The sequence below is a fragment of the Xanthomonas sp. NCPPB 3442 genome, from assembly GCF_056725145.1.
Genome location: NZ_CM161514.1, coordinates 4,461,331 through 4,472,712 on the forward strand (window position 1 = coordinate 4,461,331; position 11,382 = coordinate 4,472,712).

The window sequence follows — 11,382 nt, forward strand, 5'->3', positions numbered from 1 at the left end:
CCGGCTCGCGCACGTCGCGCGCAGTCGCCAGGCGGGGTAAACGGCACGCTCGGAACCGCACTGTACGCATGGTACATGCCGCTTCCGGGTCCCGCCCGCACCCGCCTGGCGGCAAGCGCAACCGTGTTGCCTGTTGGCCTGGGCTGCACCGGCCGGGCGGGTGAGGCGCGGGGCCCGGAGCAGATCGCGCCGGGCGCCTTGCCCCAACCGGTGACGCCGGGCGTCTGTACAGACGGCGTGCGTTGCCGGCAGGCGCCACGGCATTGATCCCCATTGACCGAACCCGGGTAGCCGCCCTGCCGTGCACGGCAGGGCGCAAGCGAACCCGGAACCATCCAAGGCGCCGCGTGCTGACCGCAGGGTCGCTTGAGCACGCCATCTCACCGGGGCCACGAAGTTAACGTCTTGTTCCGGAATCGGCGGTCGATCCCCCGCAAACAGGGGATTACACTGCCGGGTCCAATGAGCGCACCTTCCCTCCATTTGTTAGTGAGCACCTGCCCGGATACCGACAGCGCCGAGCGCATTGCGCAGGCCTTGCTCGACGAACGGCTGGCCGCCTGCGTCACCCTATTGCCCGGCGTGCAATCGCTGTACCGCTGGAAGGGCGCGATCGAGCGCAGCACCGAGGTGCAGTTGCTGATCAAAACCTGGGACGACTGCCTGCCCGACGCCATCGCGCGGCTGCAGGCCTTGCATCCGTATGAACTGCCGGAGGCGGTCGCTGTCCAAGCCAGCGCCGGGCTGCCGGCGTATCTCGATTGGGTCCGGGCCGAAACCCGCAAGGAATTCTGACGTCCATGAAGTCTCTGTCCCGCTGGATCGCCCGCTGCGCGCTCTTGGCCGCCCCCTTGCTCGCCGCGCCGCTGGCGGTACTGGCGCCCGCCCCCGCGCAGGCCGCCGTAACCGAAGCCGACCTGCTGCCGGTGGACCAGGCCTTCGCGCTGAGCGCCACCGCCGACAGCCGCGACCGCATCGCGCTGCACTGGAAGATCGCACCGGGCTACTACCTGTATCGCCACCGCATCAGCGTCAAGGCCGGAAAGGGGTTTGCCGCGGGCGAACTGGCGCTGCCGGAAGGCGAGAGCAAGCACGACGAGTTCTTCGGCCAGGTGCAGACCTACCGCAAGCAACTGCAGGCCACCCTGGCCGGCAAGGCCGACCCGGCAGTGCAGACCGCCGTCCTGCAGGTGCAGTACCAGGGCTGCGCCGATGCCGGCGTGTGCTATCCACCGCAGCGGCGAGAAATCCGCCTCGACCTGCCCGCGGCCGATGCCACCGGGGCGCAGGCCACCGCTGCGCCACGCGAGAACCTGGGCGCGCTGGTGCCACGCAACGCCGCCCCGCGCCTGTTCGGCGCCTCCGGCCAGACCGCCGGGGTGGACGCGTTGCCGCTGCCGGCCGAGCAGGCGTTCAATTTCGAAGCCATCGTCGGCGACGGCAACAGCCTGCTGCTGCGCTTCACCCCGGCGCCGGGCTATTACATCTACCGCGACCGCACCTCGCTGGCCCTGGAAGGCGCCAGCGGCGTGCGCACCGGGCTGCCGCGCTGGCCGCAAGGCAAGGCGCACCGCGACGAACACTTCGGCGATGTGGTGGTGTATTTCGACCAGGCCGAAGTGACCTTGCCGCTGCTGCGCGACCACCCTGACCCGGCCCACGTGACCCTGGTGGCCACCTTCCAGGGCTGCCAGACCGACGGGATCTGCTATCCGCCGATGACCCGCCGCGTCGCCCTGGATGTACCGGCCGGCACCGTGTCGCCGCAGAACCAGGCGCAGGCCGCGCCGTTGATGATTTCGCCGCTGGCCGCCGGTCAGGCACCGGTCGAGCCGGCGCCGGCCGCCAGCACGGCCGTCCCGGTCGCCGATGCCTCGGCCGGCAACCCGGAGCGCACGCCGCCGCCGCATGCCGACAAGGGCCTGCTGGGCATGCTGGTGCTGGCTCTGCTTGGCGGGTTGGTGCTGAACCTGATGCCCTGCGTGCTGCCGATCCTGTCGCTGAAGGTGCTGGGCCTGGCCCATAGCGGCGAGAGCCGCAGCCACGCGCGTCGCCATGCGATCTGGTACTCGCTGGGCGTGCTGGTGTCCTTTGCCGCCATCGGTGGGCTGGTGATCGGCTTGCGCGCCGCCGGGCAGGCCGCCGGCTGGGGCTTCCAGCTGCAGCAGCCGTGGTTCGTCGCGGCGCTGGCGTATCTGATGTTCGCGGTGGGGCTGAGCCTGTCGGGCGTGTTCACCTTGGGCACCAACCTGGGCGGCATCGGCCAGTCGCTGGCCGCGCGCAACGGGCCGCTGGGCGACTTCTTCACCGGCGTGCTGGCCTGCGTGGTCGCCAGCCCCTGCATCGCGCCGTTCATGGGCACGGCACTGGCCTACGCCTTCACCGCGCCCGCACTGCTGGCGATGCTGGTATTCCTGGTGCTGGGCCTGGGCCTGGCGCTGCCGTTCCTGCTGATCGGCTTCGTGCCTTCGCTGGCGCGGCGCCTGCCCACCCCCGGAGCGTGGATGGAAACGCTCAAGCAGGTGCTGGCGTTCCCCATGTATCTCACCGCGATCTGGCTGCTGTGGGTCTTGGGCAAGCAGCGCGGCGTGGATGCGCTGGCCTTGATGCTGGTGGGCGCCACCCTGCTGGCCCTGGGGCTGTGGTGCTTCGAGCGCAGCCGCTGGAAGAGCCACCGCCTGGGCATGGGCCTGGCCACGACGATGCTGGTGCTGGCCCTGGTGCCGGTGGTCGCGGTCACGCGCCTGAGCCTGCCGGCGGCCACCGCGGCCGAGGGCGTGGTGGCGTTCTCGCCGCAGTTGCTGGACCGCCTGCGTGCCGACAACCGCGTGGTCTTCGTCAACATGACCGCCGATTGGTGCGTGACCTGCAAGGCCAACGAAAAGAACGTGCTGAGCAGCGCCGAATTCCGCGACGCGTTGCGCCGCGTCGATGCGGTCTACATGAAGGGCGACTGGACCAATGTCGACCCCGCCATCAGCACCTTCCTGGACCAGCACCAGGCCGTCGGCGTGCCGCTGTACGTGGTCTACGGCCCCGGCGCCCCGCCGGCGATCCTGCCGACCGTGCTGACCGGCGCGATTACCGAAGACGCCTTGCTGCGCGCTGCGCGGTAAGGCGCGCCTTCGCTGCGGCCGGTGGCCTGGGCGGCCGTCTGTTGGCGGGCCAGGCCGAAGATTTTGCGAACCGTGTGGGCCGACACCCGCGCCACAGGCGTGTTGCGACAGGTCCAAGCGCGGGTTTAGCCCCTCCTGGCCGGGGTCTGCACGCCCCGCGCTGCTGGCGCCCTGCAGACCTGACCGGCCGATGTTGGCATGCGCATAGGTGGCGTCAGGCTGCGCGCGGCCTCGCCTGTTCGGTGCCCCTGGCACCTCCAACGCTTGATGCATGCGATGCGCAGCAGGCGACCGTGGCCGCGGCCTGCACGGCGGGAAGCTGCGGGAAGCTGCGGGAAGCGAGGCAGCAGAGGGGGTCGATCGCGCTGGTCGCCCTTCATCTGGCACGCCGGCCGGTCCGGCCCGACGCCACGTTGTTGGGAGCCTGCATCTGCGCGCAAAACGCAGATCGCGGCCCTGCTGCAACTCACCTCCTGCGCGCTTGCCATGAACAAGCCGGGCACTCACCGAATTGCTGCCGCCGGCACAACATTCCGACGCCCGACAGGAGAGGATGCCGCCAGCAGCCGTTGCCGCGTAACCGGCCGGGACGGCTGCCTCCATCGCGCCAGGCGCAAACGCTGCGCTCCGGAGGCGCACGGCCGGCTGCCGGTTCCGCTCGCAGCGGTCCGGGCGATTCAAGGCCGGCACGATGACCTCCGGCACGCCATTGCCCGCCGCCATTAGCCACCGCCCAAACCATTCGAAATTTAAAACATCCGTTTTAAACAGACCTAAGTTCGTCGAACTGGACAGCATCGGCGACATCGCGCAGACTTCCGGCCTTTCCGCTCTTCCGGATCCCATGGCCCATCTGCTGCTGTTGCATGGCCCCAACCTCAACCTGCTCGGCACCCGCGAGCCGGAGGTCTACGGGCGTACCACGCTGGCGCAGATCGATGCGGCCCTGGTGGACCGCGCGCAGGCGGCCGGGCACGTGCTGCACTGTCTGCAGTCCAATGCCGAGCACGTGCTGGTGGAGCGCATCCACGCCGCGCGCGAGGACGGCACCGCCTACATCCTGATCAACCCGGCCGCCTTCACCCATACCTCGGTGGCGCTGCGCGATGCGCTGCTGGGCGTGGGGCTGCCGTTCGTGGAAATTCATCTGTCCAACCCGCACGCGCGCGAGCCGTTCCGGCACCACAGCTATCTCAGCGACAAGGCCGACGGGGTGATCTGCGGCTTCGGCGCCGACAGCTACCGGCTGGCGCTGGAAGCGGTGATCGCGCGCCTGGAGCGCGACGCATGACCCCTGCCGCATGACCTCGGCCAGCGCGCTGGCGTCCTGATCCCATTCCGCCGGCATCCGCCGGCACTCCCCACCGTTTCACTTCCAGAGGCCCTTATGGATCTCCGCAAAATCAAGAAACTGATCGACCTGCTCGAAGAATCCAATCTCGCCGAAATCGAGATTAAGGAAGGCGAAGAAAGCGTGCGCCTGGCGCGCGTACCCAAGGGCGCGGCCATGCTGAGCGCCCCGGTGCAGCAGCAGTACGCGCCGGCCCCCGTCCAGGCGCCGGCCGCCGCGGCCACCATGCCGATGCAATCGCCCACCGAAGCCTCCACCGGCGGCGCCAAGCAGGCCGCCGCACTGCCGGAAGGCCACGTGCTGCGCGCCCCGATGGTCGGCACGTTCTACACCTCGCCCTCCCCGGACAAGCCGGCGTTCGTCACCGTCGGCCAGCAGGTCAAGGTCGGCGATACCCTGGCGATCATCGAGGCAATGAAGATGTTCAACCCCATCGAAGCCGACGCCTCCGGCACCATCGTCGCCATCCTCGGCGAAACCGGCCAGCCGGTGGAATTCGACCAGCCGTTGTTTGTGATTGGCTGAAGCGCCGGGATTCGGGAATCGTGATTCGGGATTCGCAAGAGCGACCACACGAGCGCCTGACGGTGTGGCGCGACGCGATGTCGCTCGTCGAAGCGATCTATCGCCTGAGCCACGACTTTCCTGATTCCGAACGCTTTGGGCTGACGGCACAGATGCGCCGCGCCGCGATCAGCATTCCATCCAACATTGCCGAAGGAGCTGCACATCGCTCCACGGCCGAGTACCTGCGCTATCTCTCGATGGCGCGTGGTTCGTTGGCGGAGCTGGACACGCAGCTGCAGATCGCAACACGACTGCAGTTCGCATCGCCCGATGCGGCAATTGCCGACTTGCTGAATCGCACGTTTGCCAAGCTCAACGCATTGATCCGCTCGTTGGAAAAGTCGCGACATCTCCGCGAACCCAGCGCCTTTTACGAATCCCCAATCCCGAATCCCCAATCCCATGCTCGATAAAGTCGTCATCGCCAACCGAGGTGAAATCGCGCTGCGCATCCTGCGCGCGTGCCACACGCTCGGCATCCGCACGGTCGCGGTGCATTCCACGGTCGACCGTAACCTCAAGCACGTGGCCATGGCCGATGAGTCGGTGTGTATCGGCCCGGCCGCCTCCAGCGACAGTTACCTCAACATTCCGGCGTTGATCGCCGCGGCCGAGGTCACCGATGCGCAGGCCATCCACCCCGGCTACGGTTTCCTGTCGGAAAACGCCGATTTCGCCGAGCGCGTGGAGCAATCCGGCTTCATCTTCATCGGCCCCAAGGCCGACACCATTCGCCTGATGGGCGACAAGGTGGAAGCGATCCGCGCCATGAAGGCCGCCGGCGTACCGTGCGTGCCCGGCTCGGGTGGCCCGCTGGGCGATGACATCGTCGCCAACACCAAGGTCGCGCGCGAAATCGGCTACCCGGTGATCATCAAGGCGGCCGGCGGCGGCGGCGGACGCGGCATGCGCGTGGTGCATTCGGAGGCTGCGCTGAAGGCTGCCATCGAAACCACCAAGTCCGAAGCCAAGGCCGCCTTCAGCAACGATCAGGTCTACATGGAGAAGTTCCTGGAAAATCCGCGCCACGTGGAAATCCAGGTGCTTGCCGACGGCCAGGGCGGTGCGATCCATCTGGGCGAACGCGATTGCTCGATGCAGCGCCGCCACCAGAAGGTGGTGGAAGAAGCGCCGGCACCGGGCATCACCGAAGAACTGCGCAACGAGATCGGCAAGGTCTGCGTGGACGCCTGCATCCGCATCGGCTACCGCGGCGCGGGCACCTTCGAATTCCTGTTCGAGAACGGGCGTTTTTACTTCATCGAAATGAACACGCGTATCCAGGTGGAGCATCCGGTCACCGAGCGCATCACCGGCATCGACCTGGTGTGCGAGCAGCTGCGCATCGCCGCCGGCCACAAGCTGAGCATCAAGCAAAGCGACATCGTGCTGCGCGGGCATGCGATCGAATGCCGCATCAACGCGGAAGATCCGGAAACCTTCATGCCCAACCCGGGCCTGATCACCGCCTTCCATCCGCCAGGCGGCCCTGGCGTGCGTGTGGATACGCACATCTACAGCGGCTACAAGGTGCCGCCGAACTACGACTCGATGATCGGCAAGCTGATCGTGCATGGCCCCGATCGCGAAACCGCGATTGCGCGCATGCGCGTGGCGCTGAGCGAGATGGTGGTGGACGGCATCAAGACCAACATCCCGCTGCAGCAGCGCATCATGCGCGACAAGGGCTTCCAGGCCGGTGGGCAGAACATCCACTACCTGGAAAAGCGCCTGGCCGAGCGCAAGAACAAGTCGATCGCGCTGACCTGATCGCACTTGCCGCCGTATCGATGAAGCAAAAAAGCCCGGGAAACCGGGCTTTTTCGTTGTTCCCCGGTGCATCGCGCCGACACTGCGTCGCGCCGCCAACCCTGTAGCCGGCCAGTCTATGCGTAGGAGCGCACCTGGGCGCGACCGGGCTTACCGATAAAGCCCTGTCGCGCCCGGGTGCGCTCCTACAGAGCCCGAGGGTTCGACGCCCGGATGGCGCAAGCCAGCGCCGGATCCGATCTGCAGACCCTCGGTCGTCTGCACACATGAGAATGACTGAAGCTGCAGCCGCACCTAGCCGCCTTCGCCGCCTGCGCTACCGGAGACGTAGCGGCTGCGGCCGTGTCGATATGTAACGCGCCGCACCCCTCACCGCCGCGGCGCAGGCGCCTGCTGGCTGCCGGGCACCGGCACGATGCCGCTGGCCGATGACGGGTCGACCACGGTCATGGTTTCGGTGGAGCCGTCCGGCCACACCACCTGGAAGGTGGAGCCGGCCGGCAAGGTGGAAAACGGCATGGCACTGCTGGCGCGGTAGACCGCAGCGACCTGGCTTGCGCCCCGCCGTCGCTGCTGTTCGTCGCCGGTAACGCTGGTGGATTTGACCGACAGCGGCTGGTACCGGTGATCGGCGGTATCGATCATCACGATGCTCACTGCCGCCGCCGAATACGCCACGAACAACGCCACCCATAACCAGAACTTGGCGCCGTGCGCCAACCGACGGTAATTCATGACTGCGCTCCCGCATCGGAGACCAATGTATCGACCATCTCATCCACCCTGTCTGCTCCCTGCCGCGGCACCGCGGCATCGAATACGAACGACACGAAATCCTGTGCGCTGTTGCGCGAGCAGATGCCCGCGTTGGCGCAATAACTGGTGACCAAGGTGCTGCTGGCACTGCAATCGAGCCCCAGCCGGCACGCAGCCACTTGCCAGGCCAGCTCGGCGAACTGATCGCCGGCCACATAGCCTTGCAGGCTGTCATCGCCGCTGGCCCGCGCGCCCATCGCCGGGGCCAGGGCCAGATAGGCCTCGGGATCGCGCGAGGCCAGCACGCGTCGTACCAGCGCGCGCTTGTAGCCGGGCGATGCGTGCAACGGTTCGCCCAACGCCAGCATGGCGGCCTCGGCGGCCAGGCTGCCGGCGCGCGCCGCGGCCAGGCGTTGCTGCGCAACCATGCGCGGACTCAGCCCGTCGGTGGGGGCGAAGCCGGCGCAACGCTGCGCCAGGCGCTCGCGTGCGGCATGCATCGCTGCCACTCCCGGCGTGCGTTGCGCGGCGATCCATGCGCTATCGGCGGCATAGCCGGACGGGCTGGCCGCATAGGGCGCGCAGTAATCGTAGACACGGCTCAACCGCCACCCGGCCTGTGCGTCGCCGGCACGCACCTGCTGCTGCAATTGCTGCGCGTAGCGATACAGATCCGGCTGCGCTTCCACCGCATCGCGATGCGGCAGCTGCAACGCGGCGCCGTGCTCGGCCGCCGCGTGCAGCTGCGGTGTGGCAGCGCTGACCGGCGCCACCTGTGCAGCAACCGGCGCTGCGCGGTCAACATCACGCTCGACCGGTTGCGCGCGGACATACCACCACGCGGCCGCCGCAAGCGCAGCGGGAGCGAGCAGCAGCCAGAGATGGCGGGCACGAGCAAGCGGCATAGATGGCGGCGACCCTGCTGCGGAACCACCCGCAGCGACGGCGCGGAGTCTAGCACCCACCCACGCGCACAGCCGCCGCCAAGCAGACGCTGCCAGTGGAGGTGGCGGGAAGGGGGCGACATGCGTCACGGCCTGAACGGACTGCACGTGAGTGGCGCGCTGCATGCGTTCGGTTGTGCGGTGTGCTGCGCTGTGGTGCTTGCTCTGCCGTGCTGCGTGTTGGGTGTTGGTGTGGTGTCGGTGTTGCTCAGCTGCGTGTGGCTTGCGGTTGAGTTGATCGGTTGCCGATTGCCGGATGCGGCATCGATCTTCGCCGGTTGGGCATCCGATAGCAGCGCATGTTGGAGAGCGCCGCTTCGAGCGAGCCTGTCCTCTGGCAACATCACTCGCCGACGCTGCGATGCCCAGCTGCAGCGCTGTTGCGTCATCGGTGGACGCAGCGTGCCGCACACATCGCGCTGCACGGCGGTACGCAACACGGCAGCACATCACGCAGCTGTCTGCGCACGCGTTTGCGCGTGTTCGCAAAGACGCAGCGCCTCTTCCTGGTTGCTCGACGCGGCCGTCGACCAAGCCCGTGCCCGATTGCGCAGCAGCATCATCGGTTCAGTCCCAGGCGTGGCGGCATCGGCCTACAGCCATCCGCCGGGCACCACATCCAGCCGCAGATGCGCTGTCTGGCAGCGTCGCACCGGGCAGTCGTCCATTCGCCAGCAGCAGCCGTCTGCCTGGCGGCGGACGCATCTTGATCAGCAAGGCAGTTTTCACCGCACGCATGGGCAAGACACCGCCGAAGCGACGGCGCCTGCGAACGCCGTCGCCTGCAGCGCGGCAGGCACGCCGGCACGAATGGTCTAGGATGCGTGCTTTCGAATTGCCCGACCGCCACGATGCCGTTTCTTGAACTGACGCTTTCCTGTTCCGAGGTCACCCTGCCCCGTTTCCAGAACGCCCTGGACGATGTGGGCGCACTGGCGGTGACCATGCTCGACGCCGATGCCGATACCAGCAACGAGCGCGCCATTCTCGAACCGGGCGTGGGCGAAATGCCGCTGTGGGACCGGCTGACGATGACCGCGCTGTTCGATGGCGACAGCGACGCGCTGGTGGTGCTGGCAGCGCTGGAAGCCTTCGATCCGGGCCTGGACTGGAGCCAGGTGGCGTTTCGCATGGTCGAAGACAGCGACTGGGAACGCGCCTGGATGGACCTGTTCAAGCCGATGCAGTTTGGCGAACGCACCTTCATCGTGCCGTGGAATCACGCGCTGCCCGAAGCCGCCGACACCCCGGGGGCCGCCGTGGTGCGGCTGGACCCGGGCCTGGCGTTCGGCTCGGGCACCCATCAAACCACCGCGCTGTGCCTGCGCTGGCTGGACAGCCTGGCCGGCAGCGGCGAGCTGCAGGGCCGCAGCGTGCTCGATTTCGGGTGCGGCTCGGGCATCCTGGCGGTCGCCGCGCTGAAGCTGGGCGCCGCCGGCGCGGTCGGCGTGGACAACGACCCGCAGGCGCTGCTGGCGACTGCCGACAATGCACAACGCAACGGTGTGGACGCGCAGCTGACGGTCTACATGCCGCAGGACGAACCGGTGCAGACCTACCAGGTGGTCGTGGCCAACATCCTGGCCTCGGCACTGGACGCCCTGGCCGGCACCCTGGCCGCGCGCGTGGCACCGGGCGGACGGATCGCGCTGTCGGGCATCCTGCACGGCCAAGAAGACGACTTGCTCAAACGCTACGCCCCCTGGTTCGACCAGTTGCGCTGCGAACGCGACGAAGACTGGATGCGGATCGACGGCGTGCGCCGCGGCTGATCCGGGGTATCGTCCACGCCGGCTAGCGCTGTGGCCGGCCGGCGCGAATCTGCGCGGTGGTCACTGCATCGGCCACGCTGATCGCCCGCAACCGGGTCACCGGTTGCCAGCCGTCGCGTTGCAGTGCCGCCGTGCGCCACGGCCCGGCCTGCCGGGCCACCCAGACCCGTAGCAGCACCTCAGCCGCCAGCAGCGCCGTCCAGGCCACCGGCGACCACGCCCGCACACCTGCAAGCGCCACTGCGCCGGCAACCACAAGCATCGGCGCGCTCGCCGCCAGCAGCGGCCAGTGCCGCTGCCGTAGCGCCCAGACCCGCGGTGCCAGCGCCGCTGACCACTGCGGACCATCGGCCACGGCCGTCCACTCGTGGCCACGCCGCCAGATCGCGTACCGGGCCGCGCCCCGAAAACGTCTCACCGCAGGGTCCAGCGGCGAATGGGCCGGCCACGGCACGTCTGCGGGCGCGGCGTGCGGGGGCGGGCTGCGCCGCTGGGGGTCGGGTTTTCGACCGGCAGGCTCGACCATGAACATCCTCCTTGAGTTCGCTGTGATGTAGCCATCATTGATCCGCCGACAGTATCGCAAACATATGGCGATATGAAAGTTATACGAACTATCTCCAGGCGCTGCTAGGGCTATATCTCCCGCCCCTGCCTGCCCTCCAACGGTGCCGTGTGAGCAAGCTGTACGAACGAGTACGCGAAGCCCGCAGCCTCACCAAGCTGACCCAGGAAGCCCTGGCCGGCGAGCTGGGTGTCACCCGCAGCGCGGTGGCGCAATGGGAGATGGCCGAAGGCACCGCACCGTCGGTGGAAAACCTGATCGGCCTGGCCAGGCGCAGCGGCATGGCGTTCGAATACCTGGCCACCGGCCGCGGCGACCGCGTGTTCGGCCCGCCGGTGTCGGCCATCGCCGAAGAACCGGCGCAGTACCGCCGGCTGGATGACCAGCAACGCGTGCTGCTGACGCGCTTCGATACCCTGACGCCGCGCCAGCGCGCCGGCCTGTTGGATCTGTTGCTGGCTGAAGGGAAGACGCGGCGCAGGCGGTGAATCGGGAATCGGGAATCGGGAATCGGCGAGCCGACGCAACCGGCACCGAGATT

General features: G+C 68.1%; 11 protein-coding genes and 1 other RNA gene. 8 read left to right on the plus strand and 4 right to left on the minus strand.

The window, feature by feature from the left end; genetic code table 11:
- Positions 1-2 precede the first annotated feature (2 nt).
- A non-coding RNA gene (locus tag AC1POX_RS19320) (sX9 sRNA) lies at positions 3-77 on the minus strand.
- Positions 78-462: 385 nt separating this feature from the next.
- On the opposite strand from AC1POX_RS19320, the gene cutA reads away from it, so the two are divergent.
- The 6 genes from cutA (at position 463) to accC (ending at position 6,804) form a co-directional block, all read left to right on the plus strand.
- Complete coding sequence (cutA, locus tag AC1POX_RS19325) at positions 463-795, plus strand: divalent-cation tolerance protein CutA (RefSeq protein ID WP_008571855.1); 333 nt, start codon at positions 463-465, stop codon at positions 793-795.
- Positions 796-800: 5 nt separating this feature from the next.
- A complete protein-coding gene (locus AC1POX_RS19330) occupies positions 801-3,116 on the plus strand; it encodes a protein-disulfide reductase DsbD family protein (RefSeq protein ID WP_029818519.1) in 2,316 nt (771 codons plus the stop codon).
- 844 nt (positions 3,117-3,960) lie between these two features.
- A complete protein-coding gene (gene aroQ, locus AC1POX_RS19335; RefSeq protein ID WP_003483185.1) occupies positions 3,961-4,407 on the plus strand; it encodes a type II 3-dehydroquinate dehydratase in 447 nt (148 codons plus the stop codon).
- Between the two features lie 96 nt (positions 4,408-4,503).
- On the plus strand, positions 4,504-4,992 hold the full coding sequence (gene accB / locus AC1POX_RS19340; protein ID WP_008571858.1) for an acetyl-CoA carboxylase biotin carboxyl carrier protein: 489 nt from the start codon (positions 4,504-4,506) through the stop codon (positions 4,990-4,992).
- A gap of 77 nt (positions 4,993-5,069) precedes the next feature.
- Positions 5,070-5,447: a four helix bundle protein gene (locus tag AC1POX_RS19345; protein ID WP_228885150.1), complete on the plus strand. Its 378-nt coding sequence runs from the start codon at positions 5,070-5,072 to the stop codon at positions 5,445-5,447.
- On the plus strand, positions 5,437-6,804 hold the full coding sequence (gene accC / locus AC1POX_RS19350) for an acetyl-CoA carboxylase biotin carboxylase subunit (RefSeq protein ID WP_008571860.1): 1,368 nt from the start codon (positions 5,437-5,439) through the stop codon (positions 6,802-6,804). The genes AC1POX_RS19345 and accC overlap by 11 nt, the downstream gene beginning before the upstream one ends.
- A 369-nt stretch (positions 6,805-7,173) precedes the next feature.
- On the opposite strand, the gene AC1POX_RS19355 is transcribed toward accC, so the two are convergent.
- Positions 7,174-7,539 (minus strand): hypothetical protein, encoded by a 366-nt coding sequence (locus tag AC1POX_RS19355; protein ID WP_011346207.1) that lies wholly within the window; start codon positions 7,537-7,539, stop codon positions 7,174-7,176.
- The gene (locus AC1POX_RS19360; RefSeq protein WP_218531715.1) at positions 7,536-8,465 is read right to left on the minus strand and encodes a hypothetical protein; all 930 of its coding nucleotides are present in this window, start codon (positions 8,463-8,465) and stop codon (positions 7,536-7,538) included. Before AC1POX_RS19360 ends, AC1POX_RS19355 begins: the two co-directional genes overlap by 4 nt.
- Positions 8,466-9,355: 890 nt before the next feature.
- On the opposite strand from AC1POX_RS19360, the gene prmA reads away from it, so the two are divergent.
- Positions 9,356-10,276, plus strand: a complete 921-nt coding sequence (prmA, locus tag AC1POX_RS19365) for a 50S ribosomal protein L11 methyltransferase (RefSeq protein WP_372356494.1) — start codon at positions 9,356-9,358, stop codon at positions 10,274-10,276.
- Between the two features lie 22 nt (positions 10,277-10,298).
- On the opposite strand, the gene AC1POX_RS19370 is transcribed toward prmA, so the two are convergent.
- A complete protein-coding gene (locus AC1POX_RS19370) occupies positions 10,299-10,808 on the minus strand; it encodes a hypothetical protein (protein WP_008571864.1) in 510 nt (169 codons plus the stop codon).
- 143 nt (positions 10,809-10,951) lie between these two features.
- Here AC1POX_RS19370 and AC1POX_RS19375 point away from each other — a divergent pair, with 143 nt between their 5' ends.
- Positions 10,952-11,329 carry a helix-turn-helix domain-containing protein gene (locus tag AC1POX_RS19375; protein ID WP_008571865.1) on the plus strand — a complete coding sequence of 126 codons (378 nt, stop codon included), beginning with the start codon at positions 10,952-10,954 and terminating at the stop codon, positions 11,327-11,329.
- Positions 11,330-11,382 lie beyond the last annotated feature (53 nt).